Origin of the sequence: Bradyrhizobium japonicum USDA 6 (genome assembly GCF_000284375.1) — a bacterium.
Taxonomy (GTDB): Bacteria; Pseudomonadota; Alphaproteobacteria; order Rhizobiales; family Xanthobacteraceae; genus Bradyrhizobium; species Bradyrhizobium japonicum.
Genome location: NC_017249.1, coordinates 8,201,676 through 8,227,012 on the forward strand (window position 1 = coordinate 8,201,676; position 25,337 = coordinate 8,227,012).

At 60.0% G+C, this 25,337-nt stretch carries 14 protein-coding genes and 3 pseudogenes; 2 read left to right on the forward strand and 15 right to left on the reverse strand.

Annotated features, from left to right (window positions below; translation table 11 throughout):
- Nucleotides 1-191: 191 nt before the first annotated feature.
- From BJ6T_RS38075 to BJ6T_RS38120, 10 genes and pseudogenes are all read right to left on the reverse strand, one after another.
- Nucleotides 192-1,286: a KamA family radical SAM protein gene (locus BJ6T_RS38075; protein WP_014497894.1), complete on the reverse strand. Its 1,095-nt coding sequence runs from the start codon at nucleotides 1,284-1,286 to the stop codon at nucleotides 192-194.
- Between the two features lie 1,332 nt (nucleotides 1,287-2,618).
- Nucleotides 2,619-2,852: pseudogene (locus tag BJ6T_RS46485) on the reverse strand (transposase); the annotation flags it as partial.
- 486 nt (nucleotides 2,853-3,338) lie between these two features.
- Nucleotides 3,339-4,892: pseudogene (locus BJ6T_RS38085) on the reverse strand (porin).
- 597 nt (nucleotides 4,893-5,489) lie between these two features.
- Nucleotides 5,490-5,896, reverse strand: a pseudogene (gene arfB, locus BJ6T_RS38090) (alternative ribosome rescue aminoacyl-tRNA hydrolase ArfB); the annotation flags it as partial.
- Between the two features lie 141 nt (nucleotides 5,897-6,037).
- The gene (locus tag BJ6T_RS38095) at nucleotides 6,038-7,402 is read right to left on the reverse strand and encodes a M16 family metallopeptidase (protein WP_014497898.1); all 1,365 of its coding nucleotides are present in this window, start codon (nucleotides 7,400-7,402) and stop codon (nucleotides 6,038-6,040) included.
- On the reverse strand, nucleotides 7,399-8,742 hold the full coding sequence (locus tag BJ6T_RS38100) for a M16 family metallopeptidase (protein ID WP_225895103.1): 1,344 nt from the start codon (nucleotides 8,740-8,742) through the stop codon (nucleotides 7,399-7,401). Before BJ6T_RS38100 ends, BJ6T_RS38095 begins: the two co-directional genes overlap by 4 nt.
- An 859-nt stretch (nucleotides 8,743-9,601) precedes the next feature.
- The gene (istB, locus tag BJ6T_RS38105) at nucleotides 9,602-10,411 is read right to left on the reverse strand and encodes an IS21-like element ISBj11 family helper ATPase IstB (protein ID WP_014497900.1); all 810 of its coding nucleotides are present in this window, start codon (nucleotides 10,409-10,411) and stop codon (nucleotides 9,602-9,604) included.
- Nucleotides 10,408-11,922 (reverse strand): IS21-like element ISBj11 family transposase, encoded by a 1,515-nt coding sequence (gene istA / locus BJ6T_RS38110; RefSeq protein WP_028170462.1) that lies wholly within the window; start codon nucleotides 11,920-11,922, stop codon nucleotides 10,408-10,410. The genes istB and istA overlap by 4 nt, the downstream gene beginning before the upstream one ends.
- 1,068 nt (nucleotides 11,923-12,990) lie before the next feature.
- Complete coding sequence (locus tag BJ6T_RS38115) at nucleotides 12,991-14,823, reverse strand: ABC transporter ATP-binding protein (RefSeq protein ID WP_028170463.1); 1,833 nt, start codon at nucleotides 14,821-14,823, stop codon at nucleotides 12,991-12,993.
- Between the two features lie 656 nt (nucleotides 14,824-15,479).
- The gene (locus BJ6T_RS38120) at nucleotides 15,480-16,472 is read right to left on the reverse strand and encodes a TlpA disulfide reductase family protein (RefSeq protein ID WP_014497903.1); all 993 of its coding nucleotides are present in this window, start codon (nucleotides 16,470-16,472) and stop codon (nucleotides 15,480-15,482) included.
- Between the two features lie 1,026 nt (nucleotides 16,473-17,498).
- Between BJ6T_RS38120 and BJ6T_RS38125 the strand changes: the two genes are divergently transcribed.
- Nucleotides 17,499-17,822, forward strand: a complete 324-nt coding sequence (locus BJ6T_RS38125; RefSeq protein ID WP_014497904.1) for a hypothetical protein — start codon at nucleotides 17,499-17,501, stop codon at nucleotides 17,820-17,822.
- A 123-nt stretch (nucleotides 17,823-17,945) separates the two neighbouring features.
- Here the strand turns inward: BJ6T_RS38125 and BJ6T_RS48845 are convergent, their stop codons facing one another.
- From BJ6T_RS48845 to BJ6T_RS47765, 3 genes are all read right to left on the reverse strand, one after another.
- The gene (locus BJ6T_RS48845) at nucleotides 17,946-18,152 is read right to left on the reverse strand and encodes a hypothetical protein (RefSeq protein WP_028170465.1); all 207 of its coding nucleotides are present in this window, start codon (nucleotides 18,150-18,152) and stop codon (nucleotides 17,946-17,948) included.
- Nucleotides 18,149-18,493 (reverse strand): hypothetical protein, encoded by a 345-nt coding sequence (locus BJ6T_RS38130; RefSeq protein ID WP_014497905.1) that lies wholly within the window; start codon nucleotides 18,491-18,493, stop codon nucleotides 18,149-18,151. The genes BJ6T_RS48845 and BJ6T_RS38130 overlap by 4 nt, the downstream gene beginning before the upstream one ends.
- Before the next feature lie 557 nt (nucleotides 18,494-19,050).
- Nucleotides 19,051-19,221, reverse strand: coding sequence for a hypothetical protein (locus BJ6T_RS47765; RefSeq protein WP_014497906.1), 171 nt, complete (start codon nucleotides 19,219-19,221; stop codon nucleotides 19,051-19,053).
- A 36-nt stretch (nucleotides 19,222-19,257) separates the two neighbouring features.
- Between BJ6T_RS47765 and BJ6T_RS38145 the strand changes: the two genes are divergently transcribed.
- Entirely contained in the window at nucleotides 19,258-19,632 is a 375-nt protein-coding gene (locus BJ6T_RS38145) for a c-type cytochrome (protein WP_340050700.1), read from the forward strand.
- Between the two features lie 684 nt (nucleotides 19,633-20,316).
- Here BJ6T_RS38145 and rpoN read toward each other — a convergent pair.
- Together rpoN and BJ6T_RS44520 are read right to left on the reverse strand one after the other, a co-directional pair.
- Nucleotides 20,317-21,771 (reverse strand): RNA polymerase factor sigma-54, encoded by a 1,455-nt coding sequence (rpoN, locus tag BJ6T_RS38150; protein ID WP_011084688.1) that lies wholly within the window; start codon nucleotides 21,769-21,771, stop codon nucleotides 20,317-20,319.
- Nucleotides 21,772-24,064: 2,293 nt separating this feature from the next.
- Nucleotides 24,065-24,850 carry a helix-turn-helix transcriptional regulator gene (locus tag BJ6T_RS44520; protein ID WP_018645272.1) on the reverse strand — a complete coding sequence of 262 codons (786 nt, stop codon included), beginning with the start codon at nucleotides 24,848-24,850 and terminating at the stop codon, nucleotides 24,065-24,067.
- Nucleotides 24,851-25,337 lie beyond the last annotated feature (487 nt).

The window sequence follows — 25,337 nt, forward strand, 5'->3', positions numbered from 1 at the left end:
GACCGGGATTGGGAGCAAAACTCTCCAGCTCAGCCAGGGGCCAACAAGGCCACATGTCGAGAATCTGCAGTAGTGAGGTGGCTTGCCCTGCACTGCGCGACGGAGGTTCAGCCGGGCTTGGCGGCTCCGATGAGCGTCGCCGGCGCGCTGCACTCGCTCGAGTCGTAATCAGCATTGAGCGCCGTTAGATCTCATTGTTCTGGCAGATCGTCCAACCAGCAGGCAGCCTCGACGTGAGGCCGGGAAAAGATCTGTCCGATCTTCTCGGGAACTTTGTTTTGATGGTATCGCATGTACACGCGGCCATCGTCTCCCAAATCCAGGATTTCGATCTTTCCCGTGTAATGAGACATGATGTATTTGAACGTCTTCTCGATGCCACTAAGGCGCTGGTTGACGCTGCGCGCAATCTCTATTCCCCGTCGGAGCGCAACCTGAAAATGGGATGCGCCCTTCACCGGCCTCGCTTGAAAGAGGTAGTAAGGGCGCACTCCGGTATCGTGGCATTTGGCGAACGTTTCTGCGAGGATTTTAGGGTCATCGTTGACCTTCGCGAGAAGTACGGCCTGGTTGAGGAACTGCACGCCTTGCGCTCGCAACGAGCGAACTTTGTGCTCCGCATCGGACGAGATTTCACCCACGTGATCGAAATGGGTGACGATTATCGGAGTTTTGCCTGCCTTGTGAATCCGCTCGAACAGTGTCGGCAGAGCGGAATCTTCAAACCGCCTTGGTTGATAGGCCAGCATTTTTGTGCCAAATCTGATCGAACTCAAATGATTGATAGGCAGCAGGTGGTCAAGGATCCTGTTCAGCTTGGCCGTACTAAGCACGAACGGGTCGCCTCCCGATAGTAGCACGTTGGTCATCTCAGGATGGCGAGTAATATACTGCGCGACCTGATCGAAGTCCGGTGCGATTTCATCGGAAGCCTTGCCCACGATACGCTTGCGAAAACAATAACGGCAATATGAACCGCAGCGTTCCGTCACCAGCAACAGGCCGGTCTGCGGGTACTTGTGCTGCAGTCCCGGAACGACCGTGTTGTCGTGTTCGCCGCTCGTATCCAAGGTGCCTGGGCTCTCGAACTCGTCCAGTGAGGGCTCTACAATGCGCTTCAGCTGATCGTAGTACCTGCCTTTGGCAATCTGCTCGCGATAGAACTTTGTGACATGATAAGGCGTGATGTTGTTGATCTGCAGTTCGCTCTCGCTAACTTCGCGCGTTTCTTCGATGAACTTCAGTACGCGTGCTTTGCAATCCAGCGGATCAGCTATGGTTTCCATTGCAACACCTCGTCCGTCCTGATCAGCGCATTTGATCGGTACGATCTGCTCGTCTACAGTACAGCACCAATAGTAGATCGATACCTACCTGGTGTGGTGAGGGCTACCAAATGCGAGAGTTGAGAGAGGCACTCTCGTACTCGCCGGATAGCGGGGTGCCGGGGATCAGGGCGCAGCGGCGTGCCTAAATCGTTGCCATTAGTCGACCGCGCGAGCATGCCGAAGGTACGCGACAAGCGCGCGCAAGCTTTGCCGCGCGTACAAACCCGATCGCCGCCTGCTGAAGCAAGGTGAACACCAACCCTGATTTCGAAGCGCTTTTTGAAACGCGCTCATCGATGATCAGAGCTCTGTTCTTGCGGGCCTCATATTCATGAGGTTCTTCACTGTGCTAGGCCCCTTTTGGACAGCGCCTCGCAGCCACAGGCTCGACCGCTCCATCTTTTCACTATCCAGCACAGATCCAGAGAACGCGGGCAGCCAGAACGCCTCGCCCCCGGGCGAGATCAAATCGGAAAGGTGGGTGACGTCGTCTCAGAATCGCCGCGCGACTTCATCGGAATCAGCACTGGGTTCCAGATACTGCTTGACCAACATCTGCGCGACGCGGTCCGCGACGACCAGAATGTCAGAGGACGGATGCCGCCGTTGCCTTGGGAATCTACATGCGCCTTACCGCTGGCGCGAAGTAGCTTCTCGACACAAAGCGATTCCGGGGATTGTAGAGGTTGTTTCCAAGATCCCGCGCAAATTCTCCAAGCTCTGACCATCGACGCCCGCCGCCTTTCCATTCAATGCCACCAGCTGGTAGGCCTCCCAGACCATACGCTTGATGATGGGCAACGGTTTGTCCGGCGTGATAACGCTCCTCCTGACAAAGCCTTGGCGTCCGATGTCGGACAGGGTAACGCATCCCCTTCGCTCCATGGCTATTGCAGCCACTTCAACGCTACTACAAGCTGCACCGCCCCTGTCTCGGAGTATTGGTATTCTCCCTCGTGGTGAGCGCCACTTGCGGATTTCACTTAACACCCCGAGCCAAATTCCCTCGTTCCCCATTGAAGCCTGTGATGAGGTCATGCCGCCTATACACCCCGTTATGACAGCGTCTGGACCCATTTCGATGCCTCATCGGCGGTTCGCTTGCGCTCATCTTCTCATCGCTCACCTGATGGCGTAGTCCGCCGCCTTTTTCCCCAACGCTCACCACTACGTCTCTTAAACGCAGCAGCGTGGGGTGGTTTGAAGTCCGCCCCTGCAGGCCGGCTCCGGGAGGGCAACTCCCGTCTTCAACACAATTGCGGCGGCAGATACGCACCAGCTATGAGGCACACGGAAATACGGGTCGCCGACCCAGCGCTTGCACAGCCCCTCATGACAGCCAGTAAATGTGCTTGAGCAGCAACGGCCGGATCATGAAGCAGGTCGCGATCCCGGGGTGACCATTCTCGCTGTAGAGCAGCGCGGCGCGATCTCGCAGTCGATCCAGTCCCAATCGACCTTGCCGGCGAGCTGAACCAGCTCGTGCTTCATATTGATGATCTGGTCCAGCCTGGCCCGGAACAGATCCCCCGATCACGTCGTACTGTGCTTCTTCGGTCGCATCGCCAACTCCGATGCGACGACGGAAGCACAACGGGCGACTCGACGGAATCTTGAGTGTTCTGTGAGGTTCGCGGGGCAAAGACCAGCGGCGCGCTGTGCCGCGGGTGGCGACCTCATAGAGGCCGGGATTGAACGAAGCCGCGATTTGTAAGCCGTATGGCTATAGTGCAGCCAGTGCGGCTGCAGGGAAGGCGCGCCTGTGGTCGTCGTGCGGTGGTGATCCTCTAGCCAAAAATGCTCCAGTGTGCAGGCCGCAGCTAAGCGCCGCTGGACCGAAGCTTCAGGGGCAGGTCATCGGGCGAATAGCGCGCAATCACCGCCCCCCAGCGAACATCGTGTGCGGCGCGACCATTGGCGCCAAAAAGGCCTCCGATGGGCATACCGGAGGCCTTTCTTTGGAGGTTTACCGTAGAACTACTTTTCTCTCCTTCCGTTCACCGAACAATCTCACCAATTGCGCTGAGCACGGAGCAGCAGACTAACCGTGTTTTGGTCCTTCAGCTCGTATGTAGCTGCGGGCTTTGCCACAAGTGGAACAGCCGCCGTCGTCGTAATTGTCCCGTCAAACTTTTGGTCGAGGTGAGTCCAGACCACGTCTGCCGAGAACGTAAGGTTCTTCACCGGCGTCCAGCGGGTTATAAGACCGAGCTGTGCGACATTGAAATCCGGATTGCACGTGGTGATACCAGCAGTCGGTGCGCCCAAGCCCAGGATCGCAGCGCAAACGAGAGCCGAACCACCGCTACCGTACTTCAGCTGAGCGTACGCGCCGTAGATCGCACTGTTCCAGTACGGATTCCAGTTGTGGGTATAAGCGCCCCGGAAGCCCCAAGTCTGGACCGTGGAAATGCCAGCTCCGGGCCCAAACACACCGTCAGCAGCGGCTGCAAGCCCAATGCTCTGGTAGGCACCCGGAACGCTGGTACCGCCAAACATAGCAAAGTTTTGCGGAGCCAAGCTCTGGAAGTTGTAGCGGGTAGCACCATCGGTGTAGACCGCTTGCATGTTGATGGTGTCACCGGGGCCGGTCGGAAGATTCTTGATCGACAATGCCAGCTGAGCAGCCCAACCCCATTTGTCGCCCGGATGACCGGTCGGCTCTGTCGCGCCGTAGTACGCAGCATGATTGTTATGCGCTGCGACCGACGCCTGAAAAAGGCCCCAAGCCTGATCGACGCGGAACATGCCCTGTATATCAGGAGCCCTCGTTCCGCCAAAGTCATTGGCGCCAAAGTTGCCAGAACCGAAGCCTGCCACTGACGTAAGGCCGGCACCGACATTATATAGGTTACTCTGGTAGTAAGCGGTCGGATCAACAGCCGAGATCGATGCGGTGATGCCCTCGCCGAAGTCTGCGGTGTAGGTAAGCTGGTTTACTCCAGTCACTGTGCCGCCGCCGCCGACCAGACCGTCGAAGTTGTTGCCAGGGTAATTAGTCCAAGGCGCGTCGAACTGCGAGACGGCCTTACCTATGGTGAACCCAGCGAATTGGATGAAGGCGTAGTACACGCCAAGCGTGCCGCCAGCAACCGCGCCCGCATTGGCGTTGCTCGGCGCACCAACGCCCGTGCTGCCAAGCTGTGAGTACACCGTAGCACCGGCAGTAGTACCACTTCCCGAGTATGCGTCGGTTGTCCAACTGAACGTCGCGTCAAAGAACGTGCGGACCACGCCGTACTCGGTCGCGGTGCGCGTATCGATGTTGAAGTCTTCGCGCGCCTTAGTGAAGTAGTAGTTCGTCAGGCGGTTCTGAGCACCCTGAACACCACTGTAGTTACCGTAAAATACGCTCGCACTGAGAGACGTTTCTGCACGCAGGTAACCACCCAACTTGATGCAGGTATCAGTGCCCGGGATGTAGTAGAACCCGGCGCCGTACAGGGAGCAAATCTTCACAAACTCGACGGCTTTTGCCTTTACTGGTAGGTCGGCCGCCTAAGCCGTCCCCATGCCGATCAATCCGGCGGTTGAGCCGAAAAGAACGCTCCTCACGTTAATCATGTATTAGACCTCCAAGTTGCCTCAACTCAAAAGAAGTCGGCTCGACGTTTTCCGACGACTACCAACTGCTTTCGCCCCCAATTCATCCTTGACTTGCGGGGCCACCTCGAACGCCACCGATCGATTGACCAGCTGACTAGCGTCGCGATACGGATGATTCCGCTCTCGCCAAACAATGCCTGATCGAGCTCGTGAACGGCGCACTAACTTTGTACGAAACAAACAAACACGCGGGTTGGCTTCACAGCTGTGATCAATTGGAGGCACAACCGTCCGATCCGTACATAGAGTCGCAACGAGTGACTCGAAAACTCGCTGTGCGCGACAGCATTGCAGAGCGCCAGTGCGGTGATGAGTGGGCCTGGATCTGAGCGACCTATTGCGGAGCTCTTCGCACCACTCGCGGCGCCAGCATGGTGATCGCGATCACTACCAGCTGACGCTATCTGCACGTGGATCGGGTTTTTTGACCACAGAGCACGGTGCGATGGGTACCTACCAAGTGGCGGGATCTTACCGATATCGAGGTCGGGTCGGCCCCGCGGCGTGATCGGCAATCGACAGCCCAGTTTGCTGCAGACACGCTGGCGCAACCACGAAGCCGCGACCGCGCTTTGCCTTGATGTCACTACGGCGCCTCTTGCCTTCGAGACGGCGCTGCTTGGAGGCGAAGGTCGACCGCTTCGCGTGGCGCGGCCTCGGCCGCGCCACGGCCTTTTTGAGGATTTCCACGAGGCAGCCGACGGCGTCTTGGCGGTTGCGCTCCTGGGTGCGGAAGCGCTGGGCGTGGATCACGATGACGCCGCCCTTGGTCATGCGCTGGCCGGCGATGCGGGCGAGCCGGATCGCGGCATCCTCGGGCAAGGTTAGCTTGCGCGTGTCGAAGCGCAGCTGGGCCGAGGTCGAGACCTTGTTGACGTTCTGCCCGCCCGGGCCGGAGGCGCGGACAAAGCCGATCTCGAGTCGTCCTCGTCGATGACGAGTTCGCGGGATATCCGCAGCATGATGGCACCGTTCGTGATGTCCGGACATATCGCGGACGTCCACGTTCGGCAAATGGCGGTCATGGGAAATGCAAATGGCCGGGGCGGGCCCGGCCATTTCAGGAAGCAAGAAGCGGTCAGTTCGACTGCTAGTTCGAATTGCTAATTCGACTTGGGCGACGTGGCCGCCGGTTGCGCGGCGGCCTGCGGGGCGCGGCCGACGACGACCGTCAGCAGGCCCTGGCCCCAGAGCCGCTCGGCGGCGACCTTGGCATCATCCAGCGTCACCGCATCGACGAGGGCATTGCGCTTCTCGATATAGTCGATCGGCAGCTTGTCCTGCTGGTACTGCAGCAGCGCCTGGGCGAGCTTGGAGGAGGTGTCGAGCGCCAGCATCTGCGAGCCCTTGAGGTAGGACTTGGCCTCGTCGAGCTCCTTCTGCGTCGGGCCCTCCTCGGCGATGCGGCGTACCTCCTTCTCGATGGCGTCGATGGTGTCGCCGGCACGGTCGGCGCGGGTGCCGGTATTGCCGATAACGACCGCCGAATGCTCCATCCAGAGCAGCGATTCGAACACCGAATAGGCGAGGCCACGCTTCTCGCGCACCTCGCGATAGAGCCGCGACGACAGTCCGCCGCCGCCGAGGATGTGGTTGACGACATCGGCCGCCATGAAGTTGGGATCGCTGCGCTTCACGCCGGGGCCACCGAAGGTGATGACGGTCTGCGGCACGTCCAGTGGAACGAAGGCGCGCTGTGGCGGCTTGGCCGCCTCGATGTCGGGAACCGGCGTGAGTTTGGCTTTTGCGGGCAGGCTGCCAAAAGTGTGGTCGAGCAGCTTGCCGAGGGTCTCGGGATCGACGTCGCCGACCACCGCGATCTTCAGCCCATCCTTGGCGAGCACGCGGCCGACATAATCCTTCAGATCGGCGACCGTGAGGGTCGGCACGCTGTCCAGCGTGCCATTGGTCTGCCGGCCATAGGGATGGTCGCCGAACGCGACCTCCAGGAATTTGCGGCTCGCCAGCGACGACGGATTGGTGGTCTCGCGGCGCAGGCCCGAGATCACCTGTGAGCGGATGCGCTCGACGTCGGCGGTGTCGAAATGCGGCGAGGTCAGCGCGCTCCTGAGCAGGTCGAAGGCCTCGTCCTTGTTGTCGCGCAGCATCCGCAGGCTGCCGCGGAACGTATCGCGGGTGGCGCTGAAGGAGAGCTCGATGGCGCGGCGGTCGAGCCGCTCATGGAAAGTCTTGGAGTCGAGATCGCCGGAGCCTTCGTCGAGGAGGTCACCGACCAGATTGGCGACGCCGGACTTGTCCCTGGGGTCCTGCGCCGAGCCGCCGGCAAAGGAATATTCCATGGCGATCAGCGGCACCGTCGCATCCTGTACGAACCAGGCTTCGATGCCGCCCGGCGAAGTGAGGTGCTGGATTTTTGCGGCCGCCTGTGACGGCGAGACCGTAGCCAGCGCGAGCGCCGCGCCGGTGGCAAGCGAGAATGCAACGCGTCGAAGGAAGGGATAGGTCACGAACGCTTCTCCTCGCGCTTGGCGGCACTGGTGTCCTTGATCAGATAGCCCGTCACCGAACGTTTCTTCTCGAGCCATTTCTGCGCGACGGCGCGCACCTGTTCGGCGGTGACCGCGCGGATGCGGTCCGGCCAACTCCTGATGTCCTCGATCGACAGGCCTGTGGTCAGGGCGCCGCCATACCAGCTCGCCAGCACGGCCTGATCGTCCTGGGCGTAGATCGCTTCCGCAATGAGCTGGGTCTTCACCCGCTCCAGGTCCTCGGCGCGGATCGGGTTCTGCGCGATGTCTGCGATGACGCCGTCGATCACCTGCTCGACCTCGGCAAAGCTGACGCCGGGCTTCGGCGCGGCCGAGATCGAGAACTGGGTCGGGTCGAGCGAGATGCTCGAATAGCTGGCGCTGGCGGAGACCGCGAGCGGCTTGTCGACCACGAGGGCGCGGTAGAGATAGGAATTGCTGCCGCTGCCCATCAGCTGCGCCAGCACGTCGAGGGCTGCGCTCTCGCCGGCTGCGGCCGTCGTTGCGGAAGGTGCCAGATAGTAGCGGCGCAGGCTCGGCTGCTCCACGAGCGGGTCGGCCAGCGTGACGGTGCGCGGGGCGGCGGGCTCGGGCTCCTGCGGGCGCACGCGGCGCGCCGGTATCGCGGGCTGGGCCGGAATGGCGCCGAAATTGCGCTCGACCAGCGGACGGATGTCGGCGGCTTCCACGTCGCCGGCGATCACCAGGATCGCGTTGTTCGGCGCGTAGAAGCGGCGGTAGAAGGCCAGCGCGTCCTCGCGATCGAGCTTCTCGATCTCTTGCCGCCAACCGATGATCGGCCGTCCATAGGGGTGATTGAGATAGAGCGCTCTCTCGATCTGTTCGTTCAACCGCGCTCCGGGGCTGTTGGCGACCCGCATGTTGTACTCTTCGAGCACGACGTCGCGTTCCGGCAGCACGTCCTCATTCTTGAGGATCAGGCCGGTCATGCGATCGGCCTCGAACTCCATCATGGTCGGCAACTGCTCCTTCGGCACGCGCTGGTAGTAGTTGGTGCCGTCGACCGAGGTCGAGGCGTTATCGTTGCCGCCGACCCGAAACACGTTTTGGGAGAATTCGCCGAGCGGGTGCTTCTCCGTGCCCTTAAACATCAGGTGTTCGAGAAAATGGGCGAGCCCGGATTTGCCCGGCTCCTCATCTGCGGAGCCCACTTTGTACCAGATCATCTGCGTCACCACCGGTGTCCGATGGTCAGGGATTACGACCACCTGCAGGCCGTTGCCAAGCGTAAAGCTGGTGAGGGGCATGGACTTCGCAAGAGTCTCGGCTGAGGCGCCATCTATTAAGAAGGCGCGCATCAGCACCAGTGCTAGAACGCAAACGACCGTTCGAGGTGAGGACGTCGGCAGCATTGACAGCAGTCGCTGTCGAATTTTCGAAAGGAAAGACCGATCGTGCGGCCGATTGGATGCGGCATCATTATCAATATCGTTCGTCAGCTGCGGGATCGGGACGGCTTTTTGCAAGCTACATTGCATTTCGGTCTGGATGAGGAATGAGGTCATCATCGAAGTCATCTAGAGGATGCTCCATGCTTTTGGCTATCAATCGACAGATCGCGCTTGCTCCAGGGGATACCATCGGCCGGCGCGTCGGCGGCTAACCCAAAAGCATCAGTCGTGCCAAAGAAGAAACTGTTTAAATTACAGCGTGGTCACCCGAAGCACTCTGTCCGTATCTTTACACATCGTCGTACATCAGACACGGTGTGGCTATCTAGGGACCCCTCTTTTGCGGACCCGCTTGGCGTTACTGGTGCCGACCACTATGTGTAGCAGGAGACTCTAGAATGGCATGATCGAGTGCATGGGTGGCCGCGATCAGCGCCAGTCCGAGAGCTTGTGCAAGGTCCCCGTGCAGTGCCACAAGCGCGCGAGTTTTCATGCGCTAGACTAAACATGCGATGGCAATTCCTCGTGACGTCGAGGGGACAGTTTTGCACCGCGCGCGACATCAAGCATTCACGTGTCGAAAATCGTCGCGATGTTTCTTTTTCTGATAAAAGCGGCGGCATTTGTGAATGCGTATAGCGCGACGATCTGGGTCGGAAGAGCGCGGCGATCAGGATGGCGAGTCAGTGTCGCGGCGCGATGATGATCGCCGCGATGATTGTCGCGCGCAAGAGTTTTGTTTGCTTTGATTGTCGCGGAGCGTCAATCAAGCGAGCGTTTTTTGTGTCGCGTGCTCCGGTGGCCGCCCTGGACCACGCTTTCGCTCGAGGGCAGTCCGCCTGCGATAGCTCTCGACGTTCATCTCGACGATGGTGGCGTGGTGAACAAGGCGATCGATCGCCGCGAGGGTCATAGCTGGGTCCGGAAAGACCTTGTTCCATTCTCCAAAGGGCTGATTGGCGGTGATCAGCAAAGAGCGTCGCTCGTAGCGTGCGCTGATGAGCTCGAACAGCACACTGGTCTCGGCCTGGTCCTTGGTGACATAGGCAAGATCGTCCAAGATGACGAGATCGAAGCGATCGAGGCGGTTGATGGCGCCCTCGAGGTTGAGCTCGCGGCGAGCCACCTGGAGCTTCTGCACGAGATCGGTGGTGCGGGTGAACAGGACGCGCCATCCGTTCTCGATGAGGGCCAAGCCGATTGCTGCCGCCAAGTGGCTCTTGCCTCCACCGGGCGGACCAAACAGCAGCAGATTGGCGCCCTTGCCGAGCCAGCCGTCGCCGGCGGCGAGTGCGGTCATTTGCGCCTTGGAGATCATCGGCACGGCCTCGAAGTCGAAGCTGTCAAAGGTCTTTCCGGTAGGCAGCCGCGCCTCGACGAGATGGCGCTCGATGCGGCGGCGGCCGCGCTCAGCGATCTCGTGCTCGGCAATGGTGGCGAGGAAGCGCGCCGCCGGCCAGCCTTCTATATCGGATTGCTCGGCAAATTGCGGCCACAGCGCCTTGATGGCGGGCAGCCGCAGCTCGTTGAGCAACAGATTGAGGCGCGCGGTGTCGACTACGTTGGTTGTGCTCATGCGGCGCCTCCGATCTCGGCGGTACCGATGAGGCATTCATAGGTGGCGAGCGGTGCGAGGCGTACCACGACGTTCGGCACCTGGGCGGGATCCGGGGCGAAGTGAGTACGTAGCCGGTTGAGGTCGGGCAGCCGGCCGTCGTTCAGGTCAGCCGTGAGCTGATTGGCGAGTTCGGCCTCGCAACCGCGCTCATGGGCGAGTGCGAGGAGATCGACCATGATCCGGCAGGCCTTCTTGTCCGGTAAGCGTTTGCGCAAGACGTCGAAGGCTCGGCGGTAAGCTTCCCGGGGGAACAGCTGGTCGCGGTAGACCAGGTTGAGGAGCGCCATCGGCTTGCGCCGCAAGGAATGGATCACGTGCCGATAATCGACGACCTGATCGTGCTTGCCATTGGGATGCGGCCGCCCGCGCGGCAAGGTGAGGAGATGCGTGCCGCCGACAAACACGTCGAGGTGATCGTCATACAGGCGCACCCGCAGCCGATGGCCGATCAAGCGCGACGGCACCGTGTAGAACACCTTGCGCAAGGTGAAGCCGCCGGACGACGTCACGTGGACGATCACCTCTTCATAGTCCGACGTGCGGCGGTCCGGCAGATCCTGAAGTGCGCTACGTTCACTGTCGATCCGCTTGGCGTTGCGGGCATTGCGGCGGCTGGCGATCTCATCGATGAAGCCACGATAGGCAGCTAGATCGTCGAAGTCGGCGGTGCCACGCAGCAACAGCGCGTCGCCGATCGCTCGCTTGAGATGACCATGCGAACTCTCGATCGCCCCGTTCTCGTGGGCGATGCCACGATTGTTGCGGGAAGGCCGCATGCCGTAATGGGCACAGAGGTCTTCGTATCGCCGCGTCAGATCGTCTTTGGCGTCGCGGTCGAGATTGCAAAAGGCGGCCGACAGGCTGTCGGTGCGATGCTCCCGTGGCGCCCCACCGAGTGACCACAAGGCATTCTGCAGGCCTTCGGCCAGAGCGACGAAGCTCTCACCGCCGAGCACGACATGGGCGTGCTCAAACCCGGAATAGGCCAGCCGGAAGTAATAGAGACGATGGTCGAGCGGTACGCCCGCGATCGTGACACCCAATTCGCCCATGTCGGTGAAGTCGGACAGGCCGCGCTGACCGGGTTCGTGGGTCTGGCGGAAGATGACCTCCTGCTCCTCGCCGTGGATCGCCCGCCAGGCCCGGATCCGGCGCTCCAGCGTGCGACGGATGCCGGCGCCGAGCTCGGGATGGCGTCGGAGCAACTCCTCGAAGATCGTGACCGGCCGCACACCGGGGGCGGCCTTCAGCATCGGCGCGATATCTGTCTCAAATACGCGGGCCAAGGGATCTGGCCGGCGACGGCCGCGGGGAGCCTTCTTCTGCGACGGAAGGCGTCGATCCTTCTCGATCCGGTAAGCGGTCGAGGTGCTGAACGAAGCCTTGGCGGCGGCCACGGGTGGGCTATCGGTCTGACGGTACTTCATGTAGAGCCTCATTTGGTGATCGGTAATGTGTCGGCCTGGCACGCGAGTGATTCCTCTTGGCGGAAGAACCACTTGCATAACCAGCCGGCCGCGATCACCAGTCGGCGCGGTCCGCTGTGGATCGCGCCGACGCCGGGCTCGTAACTCCGGTCGGGCTACGCCCTCCCTGCGTCACGAGCCCGGCGTAGCCCTCTCATCATGGTCGACGCTCCACTTCCATCCTGTTCGCCGCGCGGCAAATGCGGTCGGTCAGGCGCCCATGCTCTCGCGTAATTCTGGATTTAATCCCGCTGAGACAATCGATTGGCGCCGGCGCTTCGAGATTCTTGGTGTGCGATCGTTCTTAGTCCGCCTGCCGAAGAGGATGCAGCTGTCCCCACCAGATGTTCGACATGGATTTGAAAACTCACTCGAATGAGCAAAGCGCGTAAGGCTTTCCTCCGGACGCGGCGGTTCTCTGCCATAGGCAAAACCCGCCGACATTCGACTTCTAGCGCCCCCTTACCTGTTCTGACCACGTTGGGCGGAAGTCGTTAGGGTCCTCTGCGCCTTCGGCAGAAACCAGATGCGAACTTGACTGAAGAACTCCTAGTGCCAGTGGGGCATGCTCATGCGCGACCAACTCGGGCAGGCGAGCATGTCCTGATGTGCAGGCTTGCCTCGACGGCGGTGCGGTCAAGATCGAGCCCAAGCGGCATAATGTTGATGAACAGGCCCATCGTGCGGCGGCACCGGCGCCGCCATGCATGCGGCCGAACAGCACCGTGCGAACACCACCTGCTCACGGCCGCTGCTGCGCGCGACCACCTACCCCACACCAGGTGGCAGAGGCTAGCCAGGGTCACATCAAGCCGCCGCGCCTGGCCGCGCACCCGCGCATCCTGCGGCAGCGTCCGCCGTCCCTCCGTGATCCCGCTGCCGTCGCCGTCGGACCTCGCTTAAGCCGAACGGCCGGCCCGGCTCAACCATATCTGCGAGCCACGTCCGGAAGAACTCCTCATGCGCCTTTGCATTAACGCTCACGCGCGCCTCCGTCACCACATTGCAAAAGGGATGTGGGATTATCAGGCTATGCTCATGTCCCTCCAGCACGGCCAAATAGCTCTAGGGCTACGGAGATGCGGCCAGCGGTGTTTTAGGCTCCCCTTCCGCCGAGAGCGGACCGAACTCGATGGCCTGCCGCTCGAACAAACTGCGATAGATGCCACCGGGTTGCACGATGAGTGCCGGATGCGCGCCCTGCTCGACGATCTCGCCGCGATCGAACACCAGGATGCGGTCGAGGCCGCGCACCGTCGACAGGCGGTGCGCGATTACGATCGAGGTGCGGTCCTTCATCAGCCGTTCCATCGCCTCTTGGATCAGCGCTTCCGATTCCGAATCCAGGCTCGACGTCGCCTCGTCCAGGATCAACACTGGCGCATCGGCAAGGAACGCGCGCGCCAGCGCAACGCGCTGCCGCTCGCCGCCCGACAGATTTACGCCGCGCTCACCCACCAGTGTGCCGTAGCCCTTCGGCGATCGTATGATGAAGTCATGCGCATTGGCGAGCCTCGCCGCCTGTTTGATCGCCGCCATGCTGGCGCCGGGTCGGCCATAGGCGATGTTTTCAGCCAGCGAGCGGTGAAACAGGATCGGTTCCTGCTCCACGATCGCGATCTGGCTGCGCAGCGATCGTTGCGTGGCCAGCGCGATGTCCTGCCCGTCGATCAGGATCCGGCCGCCGGAGATGTCGTAGAGCCGCTGAAGCAGCTTGACGAACGTGGTCTTGCCGGAGCCGGAGCGGCCCACCAGACCGATCCGCTCGCCGGCGCGGATGTTGATCGACAATCCGTCGTAGAGCGGCACGCGATCGCTGTCATAACGGAAGGTGACGTCCTCGAACGTGATCATCCCACCGTGAATGTCGATCGGCTTGGCGTCGGGGGCATCGACAATTCCGATCGGCTCGCCATAGATGGCAACCAGTTCCTCCATGTCGTTCACCGAGCGCTGCAGATTGTTGATGTGCATCCCTACTTCGCGCAAATAGGCGTGGATGATGTAATAGCTTGTCAACACATAGGTGACGTCGCCCGGAGAGGCGCGCCCCGCTATCCACAGCAGGATGGCGCCGCCGATCACCGAAGCACGAAAGCACAAGAGCATCACGAGCTGCACCGTACTCGTGCCGTTGGACCGCAGCCAGGTGCGCTGCACCCTCGCCCGCCAGCGTCTGACGACATTGTCAAGCCGCGCATCCTCACGCGCCTCAGCACCGAAAGATTTCGCCACAGTATTGCAAGTGAGCGCGTCCGCTAGCGTGCCGCTGACTTTGCTGTCCCAGGCGTTGGAGACCCGCGCCGCCGGCGCGATGTAGCCGATCGTCAATGCCGTCGTGATGGCAACATAGATCACTGCGCCGAGGCCGATCACGGCGCCGAGCTCGGGCCAATGCAGGCCGAGCAGGATCGTCGAGCCCACGAGCACCGCGAGCGACGGCAACAACGCCATCAGGATCGTATGGTTAAGCAGGTCAAGCGCCCACATGCCGCGGGTGACCTTGCGCACGGTCGAGCCGGCGAACGAGTTAGCGTGCCAGTCGGTTGAGAAGCGCTGCACGCGCATGAAGGCCCCACGGGCCACATCCGACATGGTCTTCAGCGTGAACGGCACGATCGCCTGCAAGCCCGTAAACCGCAACATAATCGAGAGCAGACCAAGGGCGAGGATACCAGCGAACGCAATCAGTGCCGCATGTCGCGCCGCTTGGTCGGAGGGGCCCGACGTCAATGCATCCACTAGACGGCCGGAATAGACCGGCATGAACAGGTCGGCGACCGTCGCCCCTAAGAAGCCAACGAGGATGATCGCGGCACGGACTGGCTGCTTCAGCCAGTGCTCCAACGCAAACGGGAGAACCAAGCCGATTGCGGCGGGTCGTTTGTCATCTTGACTGGTCATGGCGCTAGGGGTTTGTGGCGCACGCGGTGTAAAAAACGGTCGATCCAGACCCGATGTGCCCAATGCTTGGCGCGCCGTACGAGGGATGCGATAAATGCCCGGAGTCTGGGGGTTGCGGCCGAAATCTTCTACCCATTTCACCCACTCTTCGCGTAAGCGCTTAGCCGAAGCGCCTCACGCTTTGCGAGCTCCTCGTAGCTGAGAGCATCGATCTGAGACATCAGCCAGGCTTGCGCGATCCGAGCTTGTGTGAGCCAGGTAGGCGGGATCGGCGTCACTCATCTTTGCCCACCTGCAGAAGCGTGGGGATGTCCGGCTGGCTCCGGCCATGGCTGTACGCAAAGGTGCATTTTGATGAAGGAAGTGTTCAGCATAACTTCACCTGGAAGATCACCTCCGCGTCGATCCGGATGGAGGTCATAGCAATCCGAACCTCCAACGTGCCACAAACGATCCACCGCCCTGCTCGCTGATCGTTAATTGCCGATGGCCCGCCGGATAAATGGACGAATTAACCAGTGAGCAGCTCAGATCGTCGCCCTTTTTCATCTTCTCTCCTCGGCCGCTTGCGCTTTGCTACTTTGCGAGACTCCGGGTTGCGGAGTCGCACAAACAGACCCATAGCAAGCCTTCTGACCCTTGTAGTTGGCGAGCGTTTAGACCGATTCCGACATAACCTCCTGTTTCAGGTTGTCCGGGATAGGTGCGGGGCCGTCCAGCGACTTCAGCGTCACCTCGATCAACTCGCTCGCGCGATCCTTGTTGCCGCTCTCGTAATAGTACTGAGCGACCGCCGGATAGGACAGGAACTTAGGGGCGTCGCCGCGTTGCGGAGCATTTATTGCCAGAATGTGTCCGGATAACTCATTGCCCATCGCAAAGCGCTCGGCCTGCGGCAAATGAGAGTTGTCATTCGCCGGATCAAAGAGTTGGCGCATCGCCCCGGCCATCCACAGCGCGGATTTTTTGTTGATCGCGTCACGAACCAATTGGCGCATCACCGGCAGGCCGGCCTGCAAGTCGCGCATTTTGTGAAGCAACAGATCCGCCTGGAGCACGCGGAAGTTCACGTCATCCGGCAGAACAGCGACGGCTTCTTCGACCACCGAAAGCGCCTTCGCCCAATCCTGCGCCTTCATCGCCGGCGTCAATTTGACGAAGATCGGCATTGTGCGTTCGCCCTTGGCGATCCGCTCAGCATCGGCGGCTTTCGCTTCATCGCTGATGCGCCAGCTGCCAGTCAGAATCTTCGGCAAAACCTCTTCGAGTTGCGTCGGGGAACCGATAAAGGCGATGTGGCCATCACGGTCGACGACGAACGAAGTGGGAATCCCGATAGAAAAGCTGGAATCCATCCAAAGCTCGTCCATTTCGCGTGTGTAGTCGAGCCCGACCCGATAGTTGAGATTCGGCAACTTTTCGGTCAACCATGCGTCCAACTTGCTTCGGGCCTTTTCCGCTGTTTGAGCGCGCTCACCAGCTGCTATTCCGAGGACCTCAACTCCGCTATCTCTGTATTTCTCTTGCAGCTGTACCAGATCGGACAGCGCCGCCACACACGGTGCGCACCAAGTTGCCCAAAATTCGACGATGTACACTTTCCCGGGCTGGAAGCTCGTGAGGGGTTGACCACGCAGCCAGTTCTCCACCTTGATCGGGGAGCTGGGGATTCTAAGCCCAGCGTCATGTTACGCTCCAAAGTTATTGTCAGGGACTGCGCGACGTTTTGTGCTCGCTGATCTCCGATCGCGACCGCGACCGAGAAGTGGGGTGCCGTGGTGTAGACGGGCTGCCGAACGAGAGCCGTAGCGAATGTCGGTGTCGCAGCGCTAAGCACGCCGACACACAAAGTTACAAGGAACAAGCTCGTCCTCTCACGAGCAGGCCACGTCGATTCAAGGAAGGAGAGCATCGCTCGACTCGCATCTGGGTGGGCTCAGCACTTTCAGTACTGCTGCACCCTTAGTAGCAACGTCCGTGCCAGCATCGTCTGCGCGCATTAAGCGCCTAATTGCGCATGAACAGCTCAACGGCAGTTCACGGCGACCAGTGTTTTGAACCCGACGGGCTTTGTGCCGGTGTCGGAATTTGGACAAGAATTGCGCACTTCGCGCCGCCAGATAACTGATTTGATGTTGTGAGCCGCCGAACGGAAACTTGGTAATCCCTGTCCCCTAGCAAACAGGATTAGAGGCGAGCGACGATTTAGATTCGACTCGAACGAGCCGAAGCCCGTTGACCGGGACACGTGTTCTGGGCGATGACGATGGAACCATTCGCCTGAACCTGCGGACGGTGCCGCGGATCAGGGAGGCTCTGAAACTGTGAGTGCTCGCCATCGCTCCAAGCGGTTCCTGCACCAAAAACTGGTACTTCGATTAGTTTGCTGTCCAGCCGCGTGTACCAGGCGTCCATGATGCCCCCTTCAATTCGAAAACCGTTTCCCTCGTATCGAAACAGACGCCGCCGATCGCCTCGATGGAGCTAAGGCTTATACAGGCGTTCACCTCCAGGTTGCCGACCGGGAGGCCGGCTGGCACCACCCGCTGGCGGCACGCAGCACTTCCTTGCCGGCTTGAAAATCTTTGGCAAGCTGCGGGCCTTCAAGACCCATCGTGTCACAGCCGGATGACAGGTATCGAAATAAGTAGACGGAAAACCCTGCACTATGCGATGTGGCCGACATCGACACAGGCTATGGCAATGCGATCAATGTCATCCATGCCATTGGCGAGTATGAAAGGACCGGCGCCAGCTCCGTTGTCATCGAGGACAAGACATTTCCCAAGGTTACGAGCCTTGCTGCGGAACGTCCAGATGATGAGTTATGGCAATTTCGGATCCGGGCCTCAAGCACAGCCTTGAGGGACACCTTCCGCCGTATCATCGCTGATGGCGGCGTCCAGAACGTCCACAAGGATATTGTAACGATAGAGGAACTCTTCAGACTGCAGAGAATGGACGAGATTGAGGCAGCTGAAACGCGATTCCTGCGCTGATGCAGTGCTGCAGGCCGACTCTAATCTCGCCTGAACGGCTGTCGCTGCAATCTCGACGGGTTGGGGCGGCACGTTCGTCGGGCTACGACTCCATTTCGTTGAATGGAAGACTATCGTGCCCTGTCAGTCAGCATCTTTTGCGTTTGGCTCGAGGCTGTTAGCGCAAATGTGAAAGATCGGGGTTTGTTCGGACACCATTGCCGAGATCGTGCGCAGGGCCTGTTGGCTGGCAAGCGAGGGATACCCGCCAACATACAGCGTAGCACCCAGTCGAGCGGCGTCGGCCTCGGCGACGTGCCTGTTGAAGCTTGCCAAGTTTTCGATCGTCAAAACATACGCCGGCGGCTCCCGGAAGCGGACATGATCTGCCTCCTTAGGCGCGATCCCGAGATGAGCGGAGTGGCTCCGGAGAGATCGGCCCCAAGAAGATCGATCTTACCCGCGATCAGCAGCGGCGGGGCAAAGCGTTCCAGCCCGATCGCCCGCAGTGCCTCGCGGGGCCGCGCGCCCGGAGGAAACTCGAGGACGCCACTCAGGAGCCGAACCACGACGCCTTCAACGCGTTCCAGCGTCTTGCTGTGCCTCACCGTCCGTCGCGAGAAGGTCTTATAGTCCACGTCGAGATGCTTGTTGTCCAGGATGGCCTGGGCGAGATCGAAGGCGTGGCGCAACGTATCGACATCGGACGAAGCGACCCGCGGGCTACCGCTCCCGGTCGATCAACGACGGATCGACTGGTGCGCGCATCCGCACCTGAAGCGGTGGTTCGATCTGGTCAAGGCAGGCCGGGCGTGATCCGCGCGCAGCGGCGTTCATCGAACCATGATCGCCGCCCGGCGCGACCCTAACGATCAGCTGGCCGGCGTATGGTAGCCTTTCGGTTGCCATGCGCGACCCTTGAGGCGATCCATGGCCATGATCGAGTCCGCCGCCCCATCCGCGCCGCAAGTCCAGCGACATGGCTCGATCTTTGACTGTAGGAGGCGCTTCATCCAGAATAAGAGTTTAGGACTTTGGTTCTTTGAATGCCTTCTTCTTCAAGGCGGATAAATAATTTCCTCGAACTCTTGGACGAGATTTACCGGCCAAGCGCATTTCTAGCGTCACAACAAGTTCCTCAAATTTTTTGCGTGTTGCGCCCGCCAGAGGTCGTTGCCGATAATAGCTGTACAGGCGCTCGGTTATGACAGCTGTCACCCACCGTGGCGTATCTTCCGATTCGTAAAACTCACTTATCCTGGTTATAGCTAGGGAACGAGTCGATCTCGAGCAACATGAAAGAGCAGAGCAGCGTGCGAATTGCAGATGTCTTCTCGCTGCGTATCTGCTCATCGATAAAATCAACCAGCTTTTCGCTTCCAAGGCTTTGATAGGCGATCTCGGCAACGATGGTCGGCATGACATGCTTGATCGTACCCTCGATGAACCTAAATAGCTGGGACAGCTTTTCACTCAGTACCGGGCGCGACCATTGGACGGTGTTTTGGCAACAGCTCCTTATCTGCACAACGGGTCTGTTCCGACCCTGAGAGACATGCTGGTGCCGCACGCCAAGCGGCCGATGTCGTTTTGCGTAGGCAGCCGTGCGTTCGACCCGGTCAACGTCGGGCTCGCGACGAAAGCACAGTCGTCCGAAAGCTGTGCGGCCGGTCTGACGAACTTCGATGTGTCGCTGCTTGGGAACAGCAATCGCGGACATTCTTTCGAGGGTAAGGAAACCGACTTAAGGAAACTGCCGCCCGGCATCATCGGACCAGAGTTGACCGACGCCGAACGGCGAGCGCTTGTCGAATATCTCAAGACTCTATGAGCGATGGCGTTCGACGCCGACTTGTGTGCCGGCGTCGCTAGCTTCCGCCGAGTTCGAATGCGCCTCGTCAGAACACGTGCCATTCGGCAGATTGTCCCTGCTCAGCCAGGTCATGTGTCCCTCCTGCCGGGACGTCGTCGATTGTCTTGAAGCCGCCATGAGCTCGCCGGTCCTAAGCAGCCCCGACTTGGCGCAATCCTGACGATCCCGCCCAACCGCACTTGGCGATGCTGGGCGCGGCTACAGTTGCGCACTCGAAAACCTGTTCATTTTCCAAAATCTGGGCGCTCCAAGTGTAGTTTTTACAACATTTAGCGCCGAGCTATTATGGTTAAGCCAATAATTCGCCCTACAACCTTGTTGTGCAGCGTAGCAACGAACCGGAAAGTTATCGCGGAAGAGGTGGTGGCGATCATTGGCGTGCGAGATCAGCCGGCTGCTACCGATCGGGGCCGTATATCGGCCGACAATAAGCCAAGGCGAGGACTTGGGAGGAATAAGAGCTTGGCGCCGACGGAGCCTCTGAAAACGCTCGCCCCTCTTAGACGGCAGTCGGCCTATACTACCTCTCCTCAAATGCCGCGCCAGAAGCTTCCTTCCATCACCATCAACAATCTCGCTCCAAAGGCCCGCTTTCAGAGACCTCCAAAGCTACGCTTCCGGATTAAATCGACAGCTGGGGGTTTATTTATCGAGGCCAGTTCCGCCCGATGCTCTACTGTTCATCGTTGACCACATATTGTCGCGGCGGCGCTGCACCGAGGACCGAATGCGCATGGCTTCGCGGTACTTCGCGACCGTGCGGCGGGCAATATCAATGCCCGAGACTCGCAGGCGCTCAACGATCGCGTCATCGGACAGAACCGCTGACGGCTCTTCGGATTCGATCAGCTGCTTGATGCGGTGACGCACCGCTTCAGCGGAATGCGCCTCACCGCCATCCGCCGAAGGGATCGATGCCGTGAAGAAATATTTCAACTCGAATGTGCCGCGATTTGTTGCCATGTATTTGTTGGCGGTGACGCGCGACACCGTGGATTCATGCATCTGGATGGCCTCGGCAACGGCCTTTAGATTCAGCGGCCGCAAATGCGCAACACCAAGGGTAAAGAAGCCGTCCTGCTGACGCACGATCTCGGTCGCAACTTTCAGGATGGTGCGGGCGCGCTGGTCGAGCGCGCGCACCAGCCAGGTCGCGTTCTGCAGCGCGTCGTTGAAGTAGGACTTATCGACGTCCTTGCCGATCTTCTTCGACAGCTTGGAATAATAGGTCTGGTTGACCAGCACGCGCGGCAAGGTGTCGCTGTTGAGCTCGACATGCCAGCCGCCATCAGGAGCCGGACGGACATAGACGTCGGGTACCATCGTCTGCAGCCGCGCCGACCCGAACTTCATGCCCGGCTTGGGACTGAGCCGGCGGAGCTCGTCGATCATGTCGGCGATGTCCTCGTCGTCGACGCCGCAGAGCTTGCGCAAGCTCGCGATGTCGCGCTTGGCGAGGAGATCGAGATGCTCGACGAGGGCCTGCATCGCCGGATCGTATCTATCGAGCTCGCGGAGCTGGATCGCCAGGCACTCGCGCAAGTTACGCGCACAGACGCCGGGCGGATCGAACTCCTGCAGGACGGCAAGAACGTGCTCGACATCCTCCTGCGTTGCGCCGAGCCGCTCGGCGGCCTGGCCGAGATCCGGCGGCAGATAGCCGGCTTCGTCGACGAGATCGATCAGATACTGCCCGATCATGCGCTGCGCCGGCGCGGTGAATGCGACCGACAGTTGTTCGGCCAGGTGGTCGGACAATGTTGTCTCGGACGCGACAAACGCTTCGAGATTGTAGTCTTCGTCACCCGAGCCGCCGCCACCCCATTCGGTATAGGTGGTCATGGCGCCATCCCGGGCGTCGCGCACTTGGGCCTCGGCCAGCTGATCGCCGCTGACCTGATCGACCTCAGTCGGGGCTTCGGCCCCAGCTGCATCGTCACTGGCACGCTCGAGCAGCGGATTACACTCCAGCTCTTCCTCCACGAAGGTCATGAGGTCGAGATTAGATAATTGCAGCAGCTTGATCGCCTGCATCAGCTGCGGCGACATGACCAGCGACTGGGATTGCCGGAACTCTAATCTTTGCGTGAGCGCCATGAAGCAAGAACCGTTACTGAAGTTGGTCTGCGTTTTGCTCATCTAGTCAGGAGCTGATCTAAGCGCTTTGATGTCGCGCAAAAGCGGATGCGAGGTGAGATGAAGGCAGCGAACAACGGAATCCGACACTCAGTCGGAGCTCCCTCGTCAATCCCCATTGTGCGCGAGATGAGAGGACTAGGAATTCGGATGCGGCACTGTGACGCGAGGGCATCAACAAACAGGACAGCTTCCCGTGGCGATACTCCTATCAAGGACTTGCAGTCCCCGGCAGTTTCGGTGAGTTCTGCGCGTAGCCGCGATCCTCCACCCTCCCGCAGGAGCGCCGGCAACAGCTGCGCGGGGCTCAGGATCAGTGCCTGCCGCCACTCAGACAGTCCCTCGCTGTCGAGCCTTGCTGCACGCTCGAATTAGCGCGAACTTCGAAGCCGATCGTGGAAGGAAGTTGCGCAAACGAATTGGCACTAGGGCTGGCAGTCGAAAATAGTTGAGGTAGCGGGTTGAACCGGCCGCAAGATCGCTATTGCGTCAAACGCGATTGCGAGGCGATCACCATTCAGCTGCCCAACGCCTGCCGCTTGTTGGCCGCTAGCGTCTGCCCCATGTGCGTCGAGAAGAGTCTCTTGTCCGGGTTGCTGACGCAAATCGGCAGAAGTTCGAATAGCGGGCATATATTGGCCTGCTCTTCGGCTTATCCTGCCGAAAGTTCCAACGTATTCGGGATGACGAATCTGGGGCCTCTGACGCATCAAATCTGGGACAGTTAGTTTCCTCCGCTTGGCCGCTGAGCGGGACGATCTTGTCGGTTTGGTCGAGAGCCCTGCGCCAGTCGCCTTGCTTGCAGCGGCCGGCCGACATACTCGCTCCGCGAGAGGCGTCCGCACGCGCGAGACCGCCATGATGTTCCTACGACCTCGAGCAACATTTCATCGCTGGCCAGCGGGGTCTTGCCAGCGCGTTGGCCCACTCCTCGCCATATCGGTGCTGCCGGTGAAGCCTGCCGCCTCCCCAAACAACACCTCTCCGAAGCTTCGGTGGGATGCCGACCCCAATCACTCGCCTCAGTGGCATCTGAGCTGCGGCGAAACGACAAGAAGAATTCGCGCTCTTGGTACAACTCACCGGGTCGCAGAGGCAAGCTCCCGAGCCGAACCCCGGCTCATCGCCCGCGTCGTCGTACCTGCCATTCGCGCTCCCGCTGCCTCTGCGCCGATGGTAGCACCATACACCGCGCTGTAGAACACCGCAGCGGAAGTTGGCGCCGCGACATCTTATTCCGGCTACCGACGCAATTGAGCGGCCGCGTGAGGAGTTCGAGCGACGGATCAAGATCAAGACCGTTTGCCATCAGCGGCCGCCGCGGCAATGCCGTCCTGGCCTGCTCACCCCCGGCCAGATCAACATGCGCAAGGTCGACGGCTGGAGACCCCTCACCACAAATCCTTCGATAGGTAACTTGGGACGCGCCTAGTTGTGGGGCGCGCACCATAGCCACAATGCAATGCGCATCGCGATTGAACTCGCTGCGCACGGGCAGGTAGCTTCATGTTAGTGGAAATCGCGCCGACATTGCCGCAGCTGGCAAGCCTCGATTGCACAACGCGAAGCATCAACTTCTCGATAAGGGCCGCGCTGCCGCTCAGGTGAAGGGCCTGGCTTCAGCGATCACGGCTTCGTCCAGCGGCAAGCCCCTGCCATAGGGACGAACCAGCTTTCGCGGGCGGTCGCATCGAGCAGCGGCACCTCAGTTGCCTGATTGATATGGCCGGGACGGCCGGCTGGCGCAGCCTCGAGAGCCTCGAGACGGTTGGTGGCGAGAATGAAGATGTTGTCATTGTTGCTTCAACCCGTTCATTGCGTTGAGCAGCCTGTTTAGCAACACTTACTTGCAAAAACCTATAACAGCGCGATTCCTGGCAAACAGATCGACATCCTCGATCTGAAACGGATGGAACTTCATATCAATAGCGCCGGGATCGCGTGGTCGGTATGACAAAGCATGCGATTTACCGCCTAGGACCTGCATTGTCCGAACTAGGAAATCCAGCCTCAGGCGAGTCTGACGCAGCGAGACTTGCATGAAGCGCCGACGCCCCTAGGTCCACGCCAGCCACTGATAAACACCGGACACGCGCGCCGGATGCGCTTGCCCCGTCATCTGGTTTGAGCCAATTCCGTTGAAGTACATCGTTGAATCCACTAGAGATCGGCTATCCCGACCGCAGCAGATGAATCGCAAAGGAAGAGCCCGCCGACGCAGGGTCCTTGATCGTTCCTTTGAAGGCGTACGGAGCTAAATGATGCCGCGCCGGGTTGCTTTGGCTACAGCATTTGTCCGGTTTGCCGCCCCTAGCTTTCTGATGACGTTCTTCATGTGGAAATTGACGGTATTATCAGTGACGTTAACAAGTTGCCCGATTACCCAGGCTGACTTCCCCTCTGCGACCCAGTATAGGCACTCTGTTTCTCGCGGTGTTAGCGGAATGTCTGTCTCGCAACTCTCATCAAGCGGCGGTGTAATCTGCGCGACAGCGTTGTGAAACGCCGACGCCAATGTCGTGAGATGAGCCATGCGATCCTGTGGATCGGCATCATCGAAAGGAGATGCAAACGATACGAAAGCCGATCGGCCTTGCGATCCAAACAATGGCACGCTCATGCCATGCTTAAGGCCTGCTTCTTTGGCCTCGCGTAAGACGCGCAGCTCACGGGGCTGCAGTTCATATCGACTGGTTAGTTCATCCCAAAGAAAGGGCCTTGGCAGCATTGCTGTCCGCCGGACCACCGGGTCGATCGCTTGATATTCTTGTTCAGCATAGCGTTGGCACCAATCAGACGGGAAGTTTATAGTTGGCGGGGGCGGTAGATACTCTGGCAAACGACGCTCATTGGAGCAGGAGAGTGCTCCGTAGGCGACTTTATCAAAGCCTTCATTGCTCGCGAAATTCACAAGAAGATCGAACAGCGCTGCGATTGATCTTGTCTGTATAGCGCACTCGATGAAGCTGAATAGGTCGGGCCCGCGACTTTCCCGTCTGCTTGAAGCGAGTGGCATTTTGCCGTGCGACTGGTCATCCATTTTCTATTTCCGTTTGCTTACACAGATGTTGGCTTTGCTTCTTGCAGCTGAAAGCTCGCGCGCGAAAGGAAAGCGCCGGCCCAGAACTGTTTCACACGGTCCCAGCACGCTCCGAGAAGATAATCGGAGCGACTTGACGCACGCTGGCAGGTCGAGCCAAAGCGAAGCTGACTTTGTTCGCTGCTGACCGGTCGGGCTGCTCTCCGAGGTGCCAGTGCCCCAGTCTCTCGAAAGAACGGCTGGCAAATCATGCAACGATTGCGGCGGACACGGTCAGCACTTCTCGTAAGAACATGCCGGCATCTCGAGCGCCACCGCAAAGGAGCGAGGTCGGCATGGAACTGTTCGCAGCTCGGCACACCACACCCGGACGGGTCCAGCGCCCTCAGGTGCTTGCGCATTTTGGGCCACCACCCGCGGACATCAACAAATGGCTGCTTGACGAGGACGACAGCGTGCATGCGATCCTCAGGACTTTCCAAGAACC